Below are 16,464 nucleotides of genomic sequence, written 5' to 3'. Positions count from 1 at the left end.
TTTGCACAGGCCAGGGACAGTCAACAAGGGATCTCGCGGTTTTGTGCATTGCGTGCACGTGATGGGGTTTGACGGAACGTCAATCAATTTCGCGTCTAATCGGAGCGTAAATTCGTGTGGGGATTCCCCGATACGCGCCCGGCGGCATCCCGTAGCGCTCCCGGAACACCCGGCTGAAGTGATACGGACTGGCGAAGCCCGAGGCGGCGGCCACCCGTTCCACCGACAGGTCGGTGCTCTCCAGCAGCCGGGCCGCGTGCCCCAGCCGGGCCTCGCGCAGCGCCCGCATCGGTGACCGGCCGAACTGCTCGGTGAACAAGTGCGCGAACCGCGAGGGCGACAGGGCGACCGCTTCGGCGAGCGAACGGACCGTGTGCGGGGCGCCCGGATCGGCGGCGATCAGCGCCTGTGCCCGGCGCACCCTGGCGTCCGCACCGGGCCGGGCCGACGGTGGGCGCGCGGCGGCCGTGGTGAGCAGGACGACCTCCTCCAGGGAGCACAGGGCGAGTTCCCTGGCCGCGCTGCCGTGCGCGACGGCGACCGGATCGCCGTCCGTGGAGGCGCCGGTGGGCGGGGCGTCGGTGCCGGTCCAGCGGGCGTCGGCGAGCATCCGGCCGAACGCCGCCTCGACGCGCCCGTGCAGTGCGGCGGGGACGGGGGTGACGACGTACATCCCGTCCCCGGTGTCGTACGGCCGCAGCCAGGACGTCCAGGAGGGCCGCGCCTGGCAGTGCGCCCACCAGAAACGCCAGTGCGGGGCGCCGGGTTCGACGCCGTAGCCGTGCGGGACACCCGGTGCGAGGACCACCAGGTCCCCCGCGCGCGCCCGGGCCCCCGCGGTTCCCTGGCTGAGCCGGCCGTGTCCGCCGGCCGTCCAGGTGAAGAGATAACTGTCCGAGCCCCGGGGGCGGTTGACGCCGTACCCCGGGCTCTGGTCGAAGTGGCCGACGACCACGTGACCCGGTGGCGGCGAGGGGTCGCCGGGCGCGGCAGCCCTGGGCATGTCGTCAGCACGCATGGGCATCCTTCCGTACGCCGTGTCGGCCTAGCGTGGTGAGCCGAGGACACCGGACCGAGGAGGAAAAGCATGACAGTCACGGGCATCGACGCCGCCGACACTCCCATACTGACGGAGGCCGGGCTGCGGCAGTACCGGGAGGACGGCTTCACCGTCGTCCGCGGGATGTTCGGGTACGAGGAGATCGACCGGCTCCGCGCGGAGTTCGCGGCGCTGCACGCGGCCGGTCCGGTGCCCGGGCACTTCGAGCCGCGCCCCGGGTCCGCCGACCCGCTGCGCGCGTACCCGAGGGTGATGCAGCCGCACGCGTTCAACCCGCTCGCGCGGCGGGTGCTGCTGGACGCCCGGCTGCGCGGCGTGCTGGAGACACTGCTCGGCGAGGAAGTGCTGGCCGCGCAGAGCATGTTCTACTTCAAGCCGCCGGGGGCGCGGGGGCAGGCGCTGCACCAGGACAACTTCTATCTGCGGGTCGAGCCGGGCACGTGTGTGGCGGCCTGGATCGCGTGCGACGAGATCGACCGGGACAACGGGGGTCTCGAGGTGGTGCCGGGTACCCACGCGATGGACCTGTTCTGCCCCGAGCAGGCGGACGCGGAGGTGTCGTTCGCGCGGGAGTACGTGCCCCCGCCTGCCGGACTTGCGGCTGTTCCGGTCGACATGGCTCCGGGGGACGTGCTGTTCTTCAACGGCAGTCTGGTGCACGGGTCGCAGCCGAACCGCACCGGGGACCGGTTCCGGCGGTCGTTCATCGGGCACTACGTGGGGCGCTCCACCGCGCGCATCGGTTCGTTCTACCGGACGCTGACCATGAGCGGGGCGCGGGTCGTGCTGGCGGAGAGCGAGGGCGCGGGGCCGTGCGGCACGGAGTTCGCGCCGGACGGACCTCACTGACCGGTTTTCAGAGCCTCGGACACGTTCCAGGCGACGGCGACGGCGCCGAGGCTCGGCTTCGCGGCGGTGATCTCGAACGACACTTCGCCGCGCGGCTGTTCGATTCTCACCAGATCATTGCTGGTGTCACAGGACAGTTTGTGTGAGTCCGTCGTCCCGTTGACGGTCAGTCCGAGCGTGGCCCCCGCGCCGCGCGGCCCGGAGCAGGCGACCGACAGGAAGTACTCGGTGCGGGAGTCCAGTGCCAGGACGCGGTGACGGATCGTTCCGGGGAGGGTTCCGGTGCCTTCGTCCGCGTGGTCGTCCGGCTTGCGGTCCAGGTTCACGTCGGCCTGCAGACTGGTCAACGCCGTCTGCCGGTAGAGATTCAGCGGCGAGGTGCCCTCCAACAGCCGCTGGACGTCACGGAGGGTCTTGGGGTTGTAGGTCTCACTGACGGCGAACTTGGCGACCGCGTCCTTCTGCATGCCCACGACAGCCCTGCGGTAGGCGTTGGCACCGATGGTGCGGCCCTCCAACTCCCCCTGGCCGAAGGTCGCGGCGTCGTAGGGCACGGCCGCGTCGTCACCGATCAGTTCGACCCCGTTCCCCGTACCGGTGAAGCCGACGCCGACGACATAGGTGTGGCCCGGTTCGAGACGAGGCGCTCCCTCACGCGCGGCTTCCTCCCTCCCGCCCCAGAGGGTGGTGTACCAGCCGTGCGCCCGAAGGGTGATCTCCTTGGGCAGCCGAGGCGCCCCGGGTCTCGACCAGATGACCCGGGTGACGGTCGCGGTGACCGTGCGGGGGATGTAGTCGCCGTCTTTCGGGTCGGCCTGGCCGGCTTTCTCCCGCGTGACGCGGACGACAGCGGCGTGGTCGCCGTAGGCGACCCATTCCGGTGCGGCGGCCGAGCCGTGGAACGGGTCGTACGAGGCGCGGGGAAACAGCCGACGGCCGTCGTCACGCGCGACGGCCACCGCGCACACGGCCGTCACCGAGACGGCCAGTGCCGCGACGATCGCCACCCTCCGTCGTCTCTTCGGCGACACCTGTCCCCGTCCGTTGTCCTCAGCATCCCCTGTATCGGTCATCGCACTGAGGGACGGTTCGGGCAGGCGTTCGGTTGCGTCGGGTCCGGCGACGCTCAGTGGCCTGCGATCGGGTGCGGAGCGTACGGCTGCTCCAGCTCCTGCAACTCCTTTTCGCTCAGGGTCAGTTCCACCGAGGCCACCGCGTCCTCGAGGTGGCGGGGCTTGGAGGCGCCGACGACCGGGGACGTCACCGTGTCCCGGTGCAGCAGCCAGGCCAGGGCCACTTGGGCGCGAGGGACGCCGCGGTCGTTCGCGATGCGGGTGACGGTTTCGACGATGGCGCGGTCGCCCTCCAGGTAGAGGGTGCTGCCGAAGGTGTCCGTGGCGCTGCGGCCGGTCTCGACACCCCAGTCCCGGGTGAGGCGGCCGCGGGCGAGCGGGCTCCAGGGCAGTACGCCGACGCCCTGGTCGGCGCAGAGGGGCAGCATCTCGCGCTCCTCCTCGCGGTAGAGGAGGTTGTAGTGGTTCTGCATGGAGACGAACCGGGTCCAGCCGTGCCACTCGGCCGTGTGCTGCATCTTGGAGAACTGCCAGGCGTACATCGAACTCGCCCCGATGTAGCGGGCCTTGCCCGCCTTGACCACGTCGTGCAACGCCTCCATCGTCTCCTCGACCGGGGTGTGCGGGTCGAAGCGGTGGATCTGGTACAGGTCGACGTAATCGGTGCCGAGGCGGGTGAGGCTGTGGTCGATCTCGGTCAGGATCGCCTTGCGGGAGAGGCCGCCGCCGTTGGGCCCCGGCCGCATCCGGCCGTGCACCTTCGTGGCGAGCACGATCTCGTCGCGGCGGGCGAAGTCGCGCAGCGCCCTGCCGACGATCTCCTCGCTGGTGCCGTCGGAGTAGACGTTCGCGGTGTCGAAGAAGGTGATGCCGGCCTCCAGCGCCTGCCGGATCAGCGGGCGGGACGCCTCCTCGTCGAGGGTCCACTCGTGGTTGCCGCGGTCGGGGACTCCGTAGGTCATGCAGCCCAGACAGATCCGCGACACGTCCAGACCCGTCGTACCGAGCTTCACGTACTGCATCGTCACTGCTCCTGCCTTCGCACGTGGGTACCTCAGGGGAGCCTACGTCCCACCCAACAGGTCCAGCGCGCGCTCCCAGCCGAACTCCCCCGCCTCGCCGCCCGCGTACGGCTCCGCGAAGCGCACGCCCATCCCCCGCAGCCGGATCAGGCTGTCCCGGTAGGCGGGGTGGGCGGCGAGGGCGGCGGACACGCACGGCAGGACGGCGATCGGGACGCCTTGGCCGGACACCTCGCACAGGGTGCCCAGGGCGAGGGTGTCGGCGATGCCGGCCGCCCACTTGTTGACGGTGTTGAACGTGGCCGGCGCGACGACGACGGCGTCCGGGTCCGGGAAGGGGCGCGGGTCGCCGGGGCGCCGCCAGGCGGAGCGGAGGGGGCGCCCGGTCTGTGCCTGAACCGCGGCGGTGTCGAAGAAGCCGTTCATGGCGGTGGGCGTGGCGAAGACGCCCACTTCCCAGTCCCGTTCCTGGGCGGCGGTGATCAGCTTGCTGACTCCCGCGGCGATCCCGGCGGCGCAGACGACGACGTAGAGAAAGGGCTTCCCGTCCGGTTCGGTCACGCGGGGAACCCTACTGAAGCGGGAAGGACCGGCCGTATCCGGCCTCGGGCCGCGCTCCGAGGATGCGGCGCTCCCCCTCGGTGATCGGCACGTCGTTGATGCTCGCCTCGCGCCGGGCCATCAGGCCGTGCTCGTCGAACTCCCACAGTTCGTTGCCGTACGACCGCCACCACTGCCCGTCGGCGTCGCGGCACTCGTACTGGAAGCGGACGGCGATGCGGTCGCCGTCGAAGGCCCACAGGTCCTTGCGCAGCGCGTAGTCGCGTTCGCGTGCCCATTTCGCGGTGAGGAACGCGACGATCTCGGCGCGGCCGGTGAGGAAGGTGTCGCGGTTGCGCCAGACCGAGTCCTCGGAGTAGGCGAGCGCGACCCGGTGCGGGTCCCGGGTGTTCCAGGCGTCCTCGGCGGCCTGGACCTTGCGGGCGGCGGTCTCCCGGGTGAAGGGCGGCAGGGGCGGGCGGTCGGACACGGGCTGCTCCACTGACAGAAGTGGAGAACGAGCGTTCTCCGGGTGACTGCTAATATAAGAGAACGCTCGTTCTCGCGTCAAGGAGGCGTGCGAGGTGGGAGGAAGGGTCGATGGACAGCGCGGTCGCCCGCGAGCAGGCGCTGGACGCCGCCGAGAGGCTGTTCTACGGGCGGGGCATCCGGTCCGTCGGCATGGACAACGTCCGCGGGGCGTCCGGTCTCTCGCTCAAGCGGCTCTACCAGCTCTTCCCGGCGAAGGAACAGCTGGTGGAGGCGTATCTGGAGCGGCGGGACGAGCGCTGGCGCGGGCGGCTCGCACGGTACGTGGAACGGCACGAGGACCCGCGCCGGCGCGTCCTCGCCGTCTTCGAGTGGCTCGAGGAGTGGTTCGCCGAGGACGGATTCCGCGGCTGTGCCTGGATCAACGCGTACGGCGAACTGGGCGCCACGTCGGACCGCGTGGCGCACCAGGTCCGCGCCCACAAGCGGGCGTTCGGGGACTACCTCGCCGCTCTCGTGGCCGACGCGGGGCTGCCCGCCGCGCTGACCGGGCCGCTGTTCCTGCTGGCCGAGGGCGCGATGGTCACGGCGGGCATCACCGGCGGCACGGAGCCGGCCGCCCAGGCCCGGGAGGCGGCCCGGCTGCTGATCGGCTGACGCCGGTCAGGTGTCCGTGACGGCGATGGCACTCACCGGGCAGGCTCGTGCGGCCTCCCGGGTCATCTGGTCGCCCGCGCCGTCCTCCCGGCCGGGCAGAAGGGCGCTGTAGCCGTCGTCGTCCTGGGTGAAGACGCCCGGCGCGGCGAGGGCGCACTGGCCGGCGCCGATGCAGACGTCCTTGTCGATGTCGATGTGCATGACCGTCGGCCTCTCACCAGGTCACGGGGAGTTCCAGCATCCCCTGGATGGTGTCGCCCGGCTTGAAGGGGATCGTGTCCGCCGGGACGGCGAGCCGCAGACCGGGCAGACATGCGAAGAGGGATTGCAGGGCGATCTCCATCTCGGCGCGGGCCAGGTTCTGGCCGAGGCACTGGTGGATACCGAAACCGAACGCGACGTGGTGGCGGGCGGAGCGGTGCCAGTCGAGGGTGTCGGGGTCGGCGTAGACGGCCTCGTCGCGGTTGATGACCGAGGTCGAGAAGACCACGCCGTCGCCGGCCCGGATCGTCGTCCCGGCCACATCGATGTCCTCGGTGGCCTGCCGCAGCAGCCCGTCCGCGATGGACAGCATCCGCATCAGTTCCTCGACGGCGGCGGGCAGCAGCGCCGGATCCTCCCTCAACTCGGCTAGTTTTTCGTGGTGTTGGAGCAGGGTGTAGGTGCCGAGCGAGATCATGTTGGCGGTGGTCTCGTGGCCGGCGACCAGCAGGATGATCGCGAGGGCGGTCACCTCCTCACGGTCCACGGCGCCTTCGCGCAGCCGCTGGTGGACGAGGTCGTCGAGGACGCCGTCCCCGGGCCGTCGCTCCTTCTGCTTGCGGTCGATCAACTCACCGACATACTCCTCGAGTCGGTCGCGGGCCCGGAGCGTGTCGTCGGCCGTCGGGCCGCGCAGCAGCCGCCGTGACTGCTCCTCGAAGAACTCGTGGTCGGCGTACGGGACGCCCAGCAGGGCGCAGATCACCATCGACGGCACGGGCAGCGCGTAGGCGCTCACCAGATCGGCGGGCGGCCCCTGGGCGATCATCGCGTCGAGCCGCTCGTCGACGATGCGCTGGATGCTCGGGCGCAGTTCGGCGGCGCGTTTCAGGGTGAAGCTGGGGACCATCATGCGGCGCTGGACCCGGTGTTCGGGGTCGTCGACGCCGAGCAGGGCGGTCTTCTTGTGGCGGACGGCCGCGAAGCGTTCGGTGGGCGCGGGGAAGCCGGGGCGGGTGCGGTCGGTGGACAGGCGGGGATCGGCGAGCAGGTCACGTGCGACACCGTGGCCGGTCACCAGCCAGACGGGGCTCTTGTCGAAGAGGGTGACGCGCGTCAGGGGGCGCGTGTCGCGCAGCGGGTCGTAGGCGGTCGGCGGGTGGTAGGGGCAGGTGCGGTCCTGGGGGAAGGCGACGGGTTCCGACAGTTCCGTCATGGAAGACCTCGCAGACGAAGGGTGCGGCGTGCCGATCTTCATTAGATGCCCCGGGCATCTATGGGGCGACGCGAAGTTCGGCCAGATCGGCGAACGGGGCGATCTGGCCGGAGTTGAGCGTTCCGCGGCGCGGGCCGGAGGGGCGGGCGCCGCCTCCGGCCCGTAAATCGGTTGCCGTCGGGTGGGGCCCGACCTCAGGATCCAGCCATGCCCACGATCGATGCCCTTCTGCCGCTGTCGCCCGCCGCCGTTCCGGTGCGTGGCCGACAGCAGCCCGGGGCTCCCCGGAGGCGCGACGCCGCGCGCTCATGACGGGCGCGCTCGTCGCGGGGCTGGTCGCGGGCTACGGCATCGCCGTACCCGTGGGCGCCGTCGGCACGTACCTCGTCTCTCTCACCGCGCGCACGTCCCTGCGCACCGGTGCGTGCGCCGCGCTCGGCATCGCGACCGCCGACGGGCTCTACGCCCTGCTGGCCACGGTCGGCGGTTCCGCCGTGGCCGCCGTGCTGCGACCGGTGCTGGGACCGCTGGCCTGGGCCTCCGCCCTGGTGCTGCTCGCGCTGGCGGCGCTGGGCACGGTCACCGCCGTACGGCAGTACCGCGCGCACCGGCTCACCGCTCGCTGCGAGCCACCGCCACCGAGTCCGGCGCGGGCCTTCCTGTCCCTGCTCGGGATCACGCTCCTCAACCCCATCACCGTCCTCTACTTCGCGGCCCTCGTGCTCGGCACGGGCACCGCGGACGCGGGCCGCCCTCTGGAGCAGGGCGCGTTCGTGCTGGCCGCCTTCGCCGCGTCCGCCAGCTGGCAGCTGTTGCTCGCCGGGGGCGGGGCGCTGTTGGGCCGGGCCCTGACCGGGCACCGGGGGCGGCTGGTGACGGCGCTCGTGTCCAGCGGGGTGATGGCGGTGCTCGCCGTGCGGATCGTCGTGTAGGGGGTACCGCTCCCTATCGGCGGGGCACTACTGCGGGTCGGCGAAGGCCCGGGCGACGGCGAGGCTGTCCTCGTACACGTGGTGGCGGACGACCAGGCCCGCCTCGACGGTCAGGTGCAGGGCGAACCTGGCGCGATAGGCGCGTCCTGTGGACCGGGCGGTCTGCCGGATCTCCCCCAGCACCACCGCGTCCGCGCCGTCGACCAGGATCCGCTCGACGCGGGTGTCGGCACGGCCGGCCGTACCGCCGGTGCACACGACTGTGCCCGAGGCGCCGGGGCCGGGCCATTACCCGAGAAGTAAGGGGGAGGGACACGGTGCGGATGAATCCCACGCATACGCGTGTTGTAGTGCGGTACGAGTCACCGTACGACGCGACAACCGATGGCGAAGACCGAAGAACGACGAAGGGGACGGATGCCATGCCTCTCGAGGGCGAGTACGAACCCAGCCCGACCCAGTGGGTGCGTGAGCAGGTGGAGCTGTACGAGAAGTCCGGCGGTACGGAGGGAACGACCCTGCTCGACACGGGGATGCCCGTCATCGTGCTGACCACGCGGGGCGCGCGGAGCGGGAAGATCCGCAAGACGCCGCTGATGCGCGTGGAACACGACGGACGGTACGCCGTGGTCGCCTCCCAGGGCGGGGCGCCCAAGCACCCGGTCTGGTACCACAACCTCAAGGCCGACCCTCAGGTGGAACTCCAGGACGGCCCGGAGAGGCGTGACCTGACGGCCCGTGAGGTCACGGGTGAGGAGAAGACCGCGTGGTGGGATCGTGCCGTCGCGGCCTATCCCCCGTACGCCGAGTACCAGACGAAGACGAGCCGGGAGATTCCGGTGTTCGTCCTCGAACCGGCCGACGGAAGCTGATCGAACCGGGCGCCGGAGGCCGCTTCGAAAAATTTCTTGTTCCGGGTGCATGAAGCGGCCGACCCCGGGCACCCGAACGTCAGGCCCCGCCGCGTTCCCCCGTCGCGGCGGGGCTTTCCCATGTCTCCCGCGCCGACCGGTCGGTCACGTCCAGGAAGATCTGGTCCGCCTCGGAGACGACACCGGCGATGGACCCCTTGATGCGGTCGGCGACCTCTTCGACCCGTTCGCTGTCCAGACCGGGCATCAGGTCGACCCGGGCCGCCACGAGGGCCGTGTCCAGACCCGTCTTCATCGTGAACAGCGCCTCGACGCTGTCGATCTCGGGCTGTGCCTCCAGCAGTGCCCGGATCCTGCTGCTCGCCTCCGGGTCGGCGGCCTCCCCGATCAGCTGGTCGCGCGCGTCGCGGCCGAGCCGGTAGGCGACGTAGACGAGCAGCGCGCCGATGGCCAGCGACGCGGACGCCTCCCACACCACCTGGCCGGTGACCATGTGCAGCGCCATGCCGACCAGAGCGAGGCTCACTCCCAGCACCGCCGTGCCGTCCTCGGCGACGACCGTGCGCAGGGCCGGGTCGCGCAGACCGGCGGCGCCGCCCTGCTTGCGCACCTGGTGCAGGGCCCGTAGGAGGGAGGCGCCCTCGGCGAGGAGGGCGACGCCGAGCACGATCAGGCCGACGACGTATCCGCCGAGTTCTTCCTCCGCACCGTTTCTGAGCGCCTCGAAGCCCTGGAAGAAGGAGAAGCAACCCCCCATGACGAAGATCCCGACGGCCGCGAGGAGCGACCAGAAGAACCGCTCCTTGCCGTAGCCGAAGGGGTGACGGGCGTCGGCCGGACGGCGGCTGCGGCGCAGTGCGGCCAGCAGGAAGACCTCGTTGAGGCTGTCGGCGACCGAGTGGGCCGCCTCCGACAGCAGCGCGGGTGAGTGCGCGACGAGGCCACCCACCGCCTTGGCGACGGCGATGACCAGGTTGGCTGCGAGGGCCACCAGGACGGTGACGCGTGTCTTGCGGTCGGCTGTGCGTTCCGTGGGTGTCTCGGCGGGTGTCTCGCTCATCCTTCGCCGATTGCCCAGGCCGGGACCGCTCACACCGTGCCGTCGGCGGAAAACGGGGAACCCGGGAAAAGCCGGGGCAGGCGGGGAACAGTCCCGGAGCACGCACCACAGCCCACACGCATCACAGCCAGGAGGAAGAATGAGCGCCGGGGGCGACGGCAACAGCGCGTACGGCCACAGGACGTTCAAGCGGTCCAAGAGCCACTTCACCGACCGGATCACCGCGGACGGCCAGGACGGCTGGCCGGTGGAGGCGGGCCGCTACCGTCTGGTGGTCAGTCGCGCCTGCCCGTGGGCGAGCCGGACCCTGGTGTCCCGGCGGCTTCTGGGCCTGGAGGACGCCGTGTCCCTGGCGGTCGCCGATCCGGTCCAGGACGACCGCAGCTGGCGCTTCACCCTCGACCCCGACGGGCGGGACCCGGTCCTCGGCATCCGCTATCTCAGTGAGGCGTACGACCGGCGGGAGACCGACTACCCGGGCGGGGTCAGTGTGCCGGCGGTCGTGGACGTCCCCAGCGGGAAGCTGGTCACCAACGACTACCAGCAGATCACCCTGGACTTCGCGACGGAGTGGGCGGCCCTGCACCGGCCGGGCGCGCCCGACCTCTATCCGCGGGCGCTGCGCGACGAGATCGACTCGGTGATGGCGGACGTCTACGAGGACGTCAACAACGGTGTCTACCGCGCGGGTTTCGCCACCGACCAGGAGGAGTACGAGGAGGCCTGCACGGGCGTCTTCCGACGGCTGGAGCTGCTGGTGCCGCGGCTGGCCCGGCAGCGCTATCTGGTCGGTGACACGATCACCGAGGCGGACATCCGGCTGTTCACCACGCTGGTGCGTTTCGACGCCGTCTACCACGGTCACTTCAAGTGCAACCGCTGGAAGTTGGCCGAGAACGAGGTGCTGTGGGCGTACGTCCGCGATCTCTACCAGACGCCGGGCTTCGGCGACACCGTCGACTTCGACCACATCAAGCGGCACTACTACCAGGTGCACACCGGCATCAACCCGACCCGCGTCGTCCCCCTCGGCCCGGACCTGTCCGGCTGGCTGACCGCGCACCACCGGGAGCAGCTCGGCGGGCGCCCGTTCGGGGACGGGACGCCGCCGGGTCCGGTGCGCGCCGAGGAGGAGATCCCGGCCGTCGGCCGCCCCTGAGAAGCCGACCGTGACGACCATGTGCCCCTGACACACCTGACCCCTCCGACGACCCTGACATCCCCGACATCCCTGACAACCCACTGCTCTGCCAAGGAGGTCCCGTGGCCAAGAAGAAGAAACTCTCCCGCGGCTACCAGCCGATCGGTTTCGTGCTGGGCTGGTCGAGCGGGTGGCTGGCCGGGCTCGCCTTCCGCAAGACCTGGAAGGCGTTCCGGCACGAGGACGACGCCCCCGACGCCCTCGACCGCGACCGCGGCTGGGGCGAGGTCCTCCTCGCCGCCGCCGTGCAGGGCGCCATCTTCGCCGTCGTCCGCAGCGCCATCGACCGCACCGGCGCGAAGGCCATCGAACGCAGGACAGGAATCTGGCCGACGAAGGAGGAGGGCGGCCGCGACTGAGCCCGTCACCGGGCCGGAGACCGACTCCCGACACTGAGGCCGGGTCCGGCCGCCGTTGCCGTGGCGGCCGGACCCGGCCTCATCCGCGCTCCGCCACTGGTCGGTGCGTGTCTGCGGTGGTTCAGCCCTGCTTCGGTGCCGTCGACGGGACGCGGCGCAGGGTGAAGGAGTGGCCGGCGGGGTCGGCGTAGCCGCGTTCCTCGTAGGGGCCGGGGGCGTAGTTCGTTTCCAGGGGGCGGCCGCCGAGGCCGACGACCTTGCGTTCCGCCTCGTCGAGGTCGTCCACCAGGAAGTCGAGGTGGGCCTGGAGGGAGTTCTCGGGGCGCGGCCAGCTGGGCGGGGTCGCATTGACGTCACGGCGGAACGCCAGGCGGGTTCCGCCGGCGCCCCTGATCTCCACCCGGTTGGCCGTCGCGTCGGTCTCCTCCGCGTCCAGCAACTCCTTGTAGAACACGGCGAGCTTCTCGGGCTCGGCACAGTCGAGCACGACGACGCCCGCTTTCACCAGTGCCATGTCTCCTCCGCGGGATCCTGGGCGCGGAACGGACGTGCCCCGCCGCCCTGTACCTTGCGGATATCCCGGCCCGCCGGATTCAGTCGGCCCCACCGCGCCGGCCCCACCGCGCCGGTCCCGTTCGGCGATCGCGGAGCCGGACCGGCGGTTGTCACGGGGCGACAGCCGGCGCCCCCACAACTGTCCGCCGTTGATGAGCCGTTACGTGTTACCGGCGGGTATCGTCGCCGCCGTGCCGAAGAGAGCCGCAGGGGTGGACGAGGAGACGGGCAGCCCGTTCAGGGCGTTGCCGGCGGGTCTGCATGCCCGTCTGCGACCGTACTTCGCCGACATCACCGAGGAGGTCGTCGAGGCGATCCGTACGGAGATCCCCGAGTACGCGCGCCCCGCGGACGACACGTACATGCAGGGCGTGCACCGGGGCGTGGACCATGCGCTGCGGGGGTTCCTGGAGCGCATGGCGGAGCCTGACACCGACTGGGAGCCGGTGAAGGCGACGTACCGGCGCATCGGCCGCGGGGAGGCGGAGGAGGGGCGCAGCCTCGACTCGTTCCAGGCGGCGCTGCGGCTCGGCGCGCGGGTGACCTGGCGCCGGGTGAACGCCCTGGTGGACGCCGGTCTGCTGCCGCGCGGTGTGCTGGGCGCGTTCGGTGAGGCGCTGTTCGTGCATCTGGACGAGATGGCGGCCGCGACGACCGTGGGCTTCACGGAGGCACGGCTGCACGCGGCCGGTGAGCTGCGGCAGCGGCGGAGCCGGTTGATCGACCTGCTCACCGCCGACCCGCCGGCCTCGGCCGAGGCCATCGCGGACCTGGCGCACAGTGCGCGCTGGCCGGTGCCGCGGGGTGTGGCGGTCGTGGCGATCGACAGCGGGTCGGGGTCCGCGGCACGGCCCATCGTGCCGCCGGAGTTCCTCGCGCGGTTCGACGTGCAGCCCGCCGTGCTGGTGGTGCCGGATCCGGAGGGTCCCGGGCGGGCGCGGGCCGTGGGCCAGGTGTTGCGGGGGCTTCAGGGACTGCGGGCGGCGATGGGACCGACGGTCGCCCTGCCGGAGGGCGCGCGGTCGCTGCGCTGGGCGTCGGAGGCGCTGGACCTCATGCGGCGGGGCATCCTGCCGTCCGCCGGTCTGGTGCACTGCCAGGACCACCTGTCCACGCTCCTGCTGCTGCGCGACGACGCCCTCGTCGACGCCCTGGCCCAGCGCCGGCTGCGGCCACTGGAACGGGTGCGCCCACCGCAGCGCGAGCGCCTCGCGGAGACCCTGCTGAGCTGGCTGAGCTCGGCCCACAACGTCGCCGAGGTCGCGTTACGCCTCGCCGTCCACCCTCAGACCGTCCGCTACCGCATGCGCCAGCTCGACGACCTCTTCGGCCCCCAACTCCAGGACGCGACGGCCCAGTTCGAGACCCAGCTCGCCCTGCGCGCACTGGAACTGCGCAACCGCGTCACAGAGGACGCCGCAGAGTGAGGGCACTCCCTGGACAGGTGTCCAGCTATACTCGCGACCAGTCCTGGACACCTGTCCAGGACACCGGTGGGAGGGCAGGGAGAGCATGGGGATTCTGGCGGGTGTGCTGGTCGGGCTGGTGGCGGCGTTGCATGCGTACATCCTGGTGATGGAGATGTTCCTGTGGCAGAAGAGGCCGGGGATGAAGTTCCACGGTTTCGATCGGGAGATGGCGAAGGCGACCGCGGCGATGGCGGCCAACCAGGGGCTGTACAACGGCTTCCTCGCGGCGGGTCTGGTCTGGGGGCTGATCGCGGCCGATCCGACGGGGTTCCGCGTCCAGGTGTTCTTCCTGTCGTGTGTGATCGTCGCGGGCGTGTACGGCGCGGTCACCGCCAACCGCCGCATCCTGGTCGCGCAGGCACTGCCCGGCGCGCTCGCCCTGGCCGCCGTCCTGATCGCGCAGTGACGCGCGGCGCCCAGGAGGATCCGCGGGCCTCGCGCACCCGGGCGAGGCTGCGCGAGGCCCTGCTCGCGGAGTGCGCCGAGCGGCCGCTGGCGGAGGTCGGCGTGGCCGCACTGGTGCGGCGCGCCGGCGTCGGCAGGGCCACGTTCTACGTCCACTACGCCGACCTGCAGGCCCTGGCCGTCGACGCCTGCGCGGACGTCGTACGCGAGGCGGTGGAGGCGCTGCACGCCTGGCACGGCAGCCCCGACCCCGTGCACGCGCCGCCCGCGCTCGCGGAGTTCTTCGCCTCCCTCACCCCGCACGCCGGGCTGTACCGCGCCCTGCTCGGCCCGGGCGGCGGCGGCCCGCTCGGCCGGGTTCTGCACCGGGACCTGCGCGCCTACAGCCTGCGCGAACGCGAACGCGCGGGCGCGGCGGACGCCCCGCTCGTCGCCTCGGCCGTCGCCGCCACCTTCGCCGGAGTACTGGCCGACTGGCTGCACGGCCTCCTGGACGCCACCCCCGAGTCCATCGCCGACCAGGTCTGGCAACTCCTGGTCGCCCTGCACGCCAGCCGGTGAGTGCCGAGCCGGGTTCAGCGGCAGCCCAGGCCCTCTTTCACCAGCGGCCAGGCCTCGACGCCGTCAGGGGTGCGGACGTACGCCTTCGCGGGGTCGCCGGTCAGCCACAACCGCCGGTCGCGGAGCCGGTATCCGGTGTCGTGGGCGCCCGCGGGCATCGGGACGTCCCCGTCGTACGGGGCGGTCAGCATGCCGGGTTCGAGGACGCCGTCGGGGTCGCGGGCGTACAGGCGGGCGTCCTCGCCCTGGCCGAGCTCCAGGAAGTGCGCCTCCTGCCAGTCGCAGTGGGCCGAGCCGGCCGAGCTGCTGATCCGCGTGGTCGGCACCCGGCGTCCTTGCTCGTCGGTCCAGATCTCGTACGGCAGGGAGTCGGTGAAGTCGGCGGGGAGTTCGGCCGGGTTGCAGGACGCGGTGGTCTCGGGGCCCCAACCGGGAGCGCCCGCACGGTCCTTGGTGACCACGACGGCCACCTTGGTGCGGCCGCCGACGTCCAGGGAGTACAGCACCCGGCCGCCGTCCTCGCGCTCGACCCGGTAGCCGGACCGGGGGAGGTCGGGCTGCTCGATGTCGAAGTACAGCTTCAGGCCCTGCTCGGGGGTCGAGCCGCCGTCGCCTTCGCTCCATCGTTCCCCCTGGCCGCCCGTGTAGATCTCCCCGTCGCACTCCAGGGCCCGGCCCGCCGCCCCCGACTCGACGCGCGTGGCGCGCACGCTGTCCTCGTCCAGGTCCCGCGCGGCGACGTGCAACGGTCCGGCGTACGGGGTCGCGGGCGGGGTGCCCTCGACCACCACGTCCTTCTCCGTGCCGCATCCCACCGCCGCCACGGCCAGCACCGCCGCCACCGCCACGAGCCCTCTGCGCATGCCCGCCCCCGTTCTCCGGTCGTTCGTCCCGTTCCCGCGTCGCGCTCCTGCGACGCCGCAACGGCCGGGAACGTTCACCCCCGACGCGCTCCCCTCAGCGCACCGCCTGGAACGTGCGCCGATAGGCCTGCGGCGACACCCCGATCGCCGCATGCAGGTGCTGGCGCAAGGACGCACCCGTCGCGAAGCCGACCTCGCCCGCGATCTGGTCGACCGACAGGTCGCTGGCCTCCAGCAGGTGCCGGGCGCGGGAGACGCGCTGCTGGATCAGCCAGCGGCCGGGGCTGAGGCCCACCTCGTCGTTGAAGCGGCGGGCGAAGGTGCGCAGGCTCATCCGGGCGTGCCCGGCGAGGTCGGCCAGGCTCAGGGGTTCGCCGAGGCGCTCCAGCGCCCACGCCCGGGTGGCGGCCGTGCTCGTGGCCGCGGACTCGGGCACCGGTTGCTCGATGTACTGCGCCTGGCCGCCGTCCCGGAACGGCGGGACGACGCAGCACCGGGCGATGGTGTTGGCGAGCTCGCTGCCGTGGTCCTTGCGCACGATGTGCAGACAGACGTCGACGCCGGACGAGGCTCCTGCGGAGGTCAGGATGCGGTCGTCGTCGACGAAGAGCACGCCCGGGTCGAGTTCGACGTGCGGGAACATGCTCCGGAACTGCTCGGCGAGCAGCCAGTGGGTGGTCGCCCGGCGGCCGTCGAGGAGCCCCGCGGCGGCCAGTACGAAGGCGCCGGTACAGATGGAGACGATGCGCGCCCGCTCGGGAATGCGGGCGAGGGCGGCGGAGACCTCCGCGGGGAGTTCGGCGGTGACGCGTGCGGGAGAGATCGGCGCGACGACGACGGTGTCCGCCGTTTCCAGCGCCTCGGGTCCGTGCTCCACGGTGACGGTGAAGTCCGCGTTGGTACGCACCGGTTGACCGTCGACGGTGCAGGTCACCACCTCGTACCGGCCGACGGCCGTGCCGAAGATCCGGCTGGGGATGCCGAGTTCGAAGGGGTAGACCCCGTCGAGGGCCAGGACGACGACCCGTTCCGGGCGCTTCCGCGTTCGCATGGCACGATCCTATCGAAGGTTGGCCATCG

At 71.8% G+C, this 16,464-nt stretch carries 21 protein-coding genes and 1 pseudogene; 10 read left to right on the top strand and 12 right to left on the bottom strand.

What is annotated here, in order from left to right; translation table 11 throughout:
- Positions 1–79 precede the first annotated feature (79 nt).
- Entirely contained in the window at positions 80–1,018 is a 939-nt protein-coding gene (locus ACFYWX_RS31170) for a helix-turn-helix domain-containing protein (RefSeq protein WP_389427758.1), read from the bottom strand.
- Between the two features lie 69 nt (positions 1,019–1,087).
- Here ACFYWX_RS31170 and ACFYWX_RS31165 point away from each other — a divergent pair, with 69 nt between their 5' ends.
- Positions 1,088–1,909: a phytanoyl-CoA dioxygenase family protein gene (locus ACFYWX_RS31165; RefSeq protein WP_389427756.1), complete on the top strand. Its 822-nt coding sequence runs from the start codon at positions 1,088–1,090 to the stop codon at positions 1,907–1,909.
- On the opposite strand, the gene ACFYWX_RS31160 is transcribed toward ACFYWX_RS31165, so the two are convergent.
- The 4 genes from ACFYWX_RS31160 to ACFYWX_RS31145 all read right to left on the bottom strand — a co-directional run bounded on the left by ACFYWX_RS31160 (position 1,903) and on the right by ACFYWX_RS31145 (position 5,034).
- Positions 1,903–2,916 (bottom strand): hypothetical protein, encoded by a 1,014-nt coding sequence (locus tag ACFYWX_RS31160; RefSeq protein WP_389427754.1) that lies wholly within the window; start codon positions 2,914–2,916, stop codon positions 1,903–1,905. The two genes, ACFYWX_RS31165 and ACFYWX_RS31160, sit on opposite strands and share 7 nt — an antisense overlap.
- A 119-nt stretch (positions 2,917–3,035) precedes the next feature.
- On the bottom strand, positions 3,036–4,004 hold the full coding sequence (locus tag ACFYWX_RS31155; protein ID WP_389427752.1) for an aldo/keto reductase: 969 nt from the start codon (positions 4,002–4,004) through the stop codon (positions 3,036–3,038).
- Positions 4,005–4,046: 42 nt separating this feature from the next.
- Positions 4,047–4,565, bottom strand: a complete 519-nt coding sequence (locus ACFYWX_RS31150) for a flavoprotein (protein WP_389427750.1) — start codon at positions 4,563–4,565, stop codon at positions 4,047–4,049.
- A 10-nt stretch (positions 4,566–4,575) separates the two neighbouring features.
- Positions 4,576–5,034, bottom strand: coding sequence for a nuclear transport factor 2 family protein (locus tag ACFYWX_RS31145; protein ID WP_389427748.1), 459 nt, complete (start codon positions 5,032–5,034; stop codon positions 4,576–4,578).
- A 110-nt stretch (positions 5,035–5,144) separates the two neighbouring features.
- On the opposite strand from ACFYWX_RS31145, the gene ACFYWX_RS31140 reads away from it, so the two are divergent.
- Positions 5,145–5,690 carry a TetR/AcrR family transcriptional regulator gene (locus tag ACFYWX_RS31140; protein ID WP_389427746.1) on the top strand — a complete coding sequence of 182 codons (546 nt, stop codon included), beginning with the start codon at positions 5,145–5,147 and terminating at the stop codon, positions 5,688–5,690.
- A 6-nt stretch (positions 5,691–5,696) separates the two neighbouring features.
- Here ACFYWX_RS31140 and ACFYWX_RS31135 read toward each other — a convergent pair whose 3' ends face one another.
- Complete coding sequence (locus ACFYWX_RS31135; protein ID WP_389427744.1) at positions 5,697–5,891, bottom strand: ferredoxin; 195 nt, start codon at positions 5,889–5,891, stop codon at positions 5,697–5,699.
- A gap of 13 nt (positions 5,892–5,904) precedes the next feature.
- On the bottom strand, positions 5,905–7,107 hold the full coding sequence (locus ACFYWX_RS31130) for a cytochrome P450 (protein WP_389427742.1): 1,203 nt from the start codon (positions 7,105–7,107) through the stop codon (positions 5,905–5,907).
- Between ACFYWX_RS31130 and ACFYWX_RS31125 the strand changes: the two genes are divergently transcribed.
- Positions 7,106–7,273 (top strand): hypothetical protein, encoded by a 168-nt coding sequence (locus tag ACFYWX_RS31125; RefSeq protein WP_389427740.1) that lies wholly within the window; start codon positions 7,106–7,108, stop codon positions 7,271–7,273. The two genes, ACFYWX_RS31130 and ACFYWX_RS31125, sit on opposite strands and share 2 nt — an antisense overlap.
- Before the next feature lie 142 nt (positions 7,274–7,415).
- Positions 7,416–8,039: a LysE family transporter gene (locus tag ACFYWX_RS31120; RefSeq protein WP_389427738.1), complete on the top strand. Its 624-nt coding sequence runs from the start codon at positions 7,416–7,418 to the stop codon at positions 8,037–8,039.
- 27 nt (positions 8,040–8,066) lie between these two features.
- Here ACFYWX_RS31120 and ACFYWX_RS31115 read toward each other — a convergent pair.
- A pseudogene (locus tag ACFYWX_RS31115) lies at positions 8,067–8,264 on the bottom strand (nuclear transport factor 2 family protein); the annotation flags it as partial.
- A gap of 197 nt (positions 8,265–8,461) precedes the next feature.
- On the opposite strand from ACFYWX_RS31115, the gene ACFYWX_RS31110 reads away from it, so the two are divergent.
- Positions 8,462–8,911: a nitroreductase family deazaflavin-dependent oxidoreductase gene (locus ACFYWX_RS31110; protein ID WP_389427736.1), complete on the top strand. Its 450-nt coding sequence runs from the start codon at positions 8,462–8,464 to the stop codon at positions 8,909–8,911.
- A 79-nt stretch (positions 8,912–8,990) separates the two neighbouring features.
- Here ACFYWX_RS31110 and ACFYWX_RS31105 read toward each other — a convergent pair whose 3' ends face one another.
- Positions 8,991–9,971, bottom strand: a complete 981-nt coding sequence (locus tag ACFYWX_RS31105; protein ID WP_389427734.1) for a cation diffusion facilitator family transporter — start codon at positions 9,969–9,971, stop codon at positions 8,991–8,993.
- Positions 9,972–10,110: 139 nt separating this feature from the next.
- Between ACFYWX_RS31105 and ACFYWX_RS31100 the strand changes: the two genes are divergently transcribed.
- On the top strand, positions 10,111–11,130 hold the full coding sequence (locus tag ACFYWX_RS31100; RefSeq protein ID WP_389427732.1) for a glutathione S-transferase family protein: 1,020 nt from the start codon (positions 10,111–10,113) through the stop codon (positions 11,128–11,130).
- A 104-nt stretch (positions 11,131–11,234) separates the two neighbouring features.
- Entirely contained in the window at positions 11,235–11,531 is a 297-nt protein-coding gene (locus ACFYWX_RS31095; RefSeq protein ID WP_389427730.1) for a DUF4235 domain-containing protein, read from the top strand.
- Positions 11,532–11,652: 121 nt separating this feature from the next.
- On the opposite strand, the gene ACFYWX_RS31090 is transcribed toward ACFYWX_RS31095, so the two are convergent.
- Positions 11,653–12,045: a VOC family protein gene (locus tag ACFYWX_RS31090; protein WP_389427728.1), complete on the bottom strand. Its 393-nt coding sequence runs from the start codon at positions 12,043–12,045 to the stop codon at positions 11,653–11,655.
- A 232-nt stretch (positions 12,046–12,277) separates the two neighbouring features.
- Between ACFYWX_RS31090 and ACFYWX_RS31085 the strand changes: the two genes are divergently transcribed.
- The 3 genes from ACFYWX_RS31085 to ACFYWX_RS31075 all read left to right on the top strand — a co-directional run bounded on the left by ACFYWX_RS31085 (position 12,278) and on the right by ACFYWX_RS31075 (position 14,521).
- A complete protein-coding gene (locus ACFYWX_RS31085) occupies positions 12,278–13,513 on the top strand; it encodes a PucR family transcriptional regulator (RefSeq protein WP_389427726.1) in 1,236 nt (411 codons plus the stop codon).
- Positions 13,514–13,598: 85 nt separating this feature from the next.
- Positions 13,599–13,961, top strand: a complete 363-nt coding sequence (locus ACFYWX_RS31080) for a DUF1304 domain-containing protein (RefSeq protein ID WP_389427724.1) — start codon at positions 13,599–13,601, stop codon at positions 13,959–13,961.
- Positions 13,958–14,521 carry a TetR/AcrR family transcriptional regulator gene (locus tag ACFYWX_RS31075; protein WP_389427722.1) on the top strand — a complete coding sequence of 188 codons (564 nt, stop codon included), beginning with the start codon at positions 13,958–13,960 and terminating at the stop codon, positions 14,519–14,521. Before ACFYWX_RS31080 ends, ACFYWX_RS31075 begins: the two co-directional genes overlap by 4 nt.
- A 14-nt stretch (positions 14,522–14,535) precedes the next feature.
- Here the strand turns inward: ACFYWX_RS31075 and ACFYWX_RS31070 are convergent, their stop codons facing one another.
- Together ACFYWX_RS31070 and ACFYWX_RS31065 are read right to left on the bottom strand one after the other, a co-directional pair.
- Entirely contained in the window at positions 14,536–15,384 is an 849-nt protein-coding gene (locus tag ACFYWX_RS31070) for a hypothetical protein (RefSeq protein ID WP_389427720.1), read from the bottom strand.
- Between the two features lie 94 nt (positions 15,385–15,478).
- Positions 15,479–16,435, bottom strand: a complete 957-nt coding sequence (locus tag ACFYWX_RS31065; protein WP_389427718.1) for a GlxA family transcriptional regulator — start codon at positions 16,433–16,435, stop codon at positions 15,479–15,481.
- Positions 16,436–16,464: the final 29 nt, after the last annotated feature.

Origin of the sequence: Streptomyces sp. NPDC002888, from assembly GCF_042888465.1 — a bacterium.
Lineage (GTDB): Bacteria > Actinomycetota > Actinomycetes > Streptomycetales > Streptomycetaceae > Streptomyces.
Note: the sequence above shows the minus strand (reverse complement) of the source record. Positions and strands in the feature narration are given on the sequence as shown.

Bases quoted from the DNA above. Each gene is read 5' to 3' on its own strand.
- ACFYWX_RS31170 (WP_389427758.1), bottom strand. From the start codon at position 1,018: ATGCGTGCTGACGACATGCCCAGGGCTGCCGCGCCCGGCGACCCCTCG.
- ACFYWX_RS31070 (WP_389427720.1), bottom strand. From the start codon at position 15,384: ATGCGCAGAGGGCTCGTGGCGGTGGCGGCGGTGCTGGCCGTGGCGGCG.
- ACFYWX_RS31130 (WP_389427742.1), bottom strand. From the start codon at position 7,107: ATGACGGAACTGTCGGAACCCGTCGCCTTCCCCCAGGACCGCACCTGC.
- ACFYWX_RS31105 (WP_389427734.1), bottom strand. From the start codon at position 9,971: ATGAGCGAGACACCCGCCGAGACACCCACGGAACGCACAGCCGACCGC.
- ACFYWX_RS31110 (WP_389427736.1), top strand. From the start codon at position 8,462: ATGCCTCTCGAGGGCGAGTACGAACCCAGCCCGACCCAGTGGGTGCGT.
- ACFYWX_RS31100 (WP_389427732.1), top strand. From the start codon at position 10,111: ATGAGCGCCGGGGGCGACGGCAACAGCGCGTACGGCCACAGGACGTTC.
- ACFYWX_RS31140 (WP_389427746.1), top strand. From the start codon at position 5,145: ATGGACAGCGCGGTCGCCCGCGAGCAGGCGCTGGACGCCGCCGAGAGG.
- ACFYWX_RS31080 (WP_389427724.1), top strand. From the start codon at position 13,599: ATGGGGATTCTGGCGGGTGTGCTGGTCGGGCTGGTGGCGGCGTTGCAT.
- ACFYWX_RS31135 (WP_389427744.1), bottom strand. From the start codon at position 5,891: ATGCACATCGACATCGACAAGGACGTCTGCATCGGCGCCGGCCAGTGC.
- ACFYWX_RS31120 (WP_389427738.1), top strand. From the start codon at position 7,416: ATGACGGGCGCGCTCGTCGCGGGGCTGGTCGCGGGCTACGGCATCGCC.
- ACFYWX_RS31165 (WP_389427756.1), top strand. From the start codon at position 1,088: ATGACAGTCACGGGCATCGACGCCGCCGACACTCCCATACTGACGGAG.
- ACFYWX_RS31125 (WP_389427740.1), top strand. From the start codon at position 7,106: ATGGAAGACCTCGCAGACGAAGGGTGCGGCGTGCCGATCTTCATTAGA.
- ACFYWX_RS31090 (WP_389427728.1), bottom strand. From the start codon at position 12,045: ATGGCACTGGTGAAAGCGGGCGTCGTCGTGCTCGACTGTGCCGAGCCC.
- ACFYWX_RS31065 (WP_389427718.1), bottom strand. From the start codon at position 16,435: ATGCGAACGCGGAAGCGCCCGGAACGGGTCGTCGTCCTGGCCCTCGAC.
- ACFYWX_RS31155 (WP_389427752.1), bottom strand. From the start codon at position 4,004: ATGCAGTACGTGAAGCTCGGTACGACGGGTCTGGACGTGTCGCGGATC.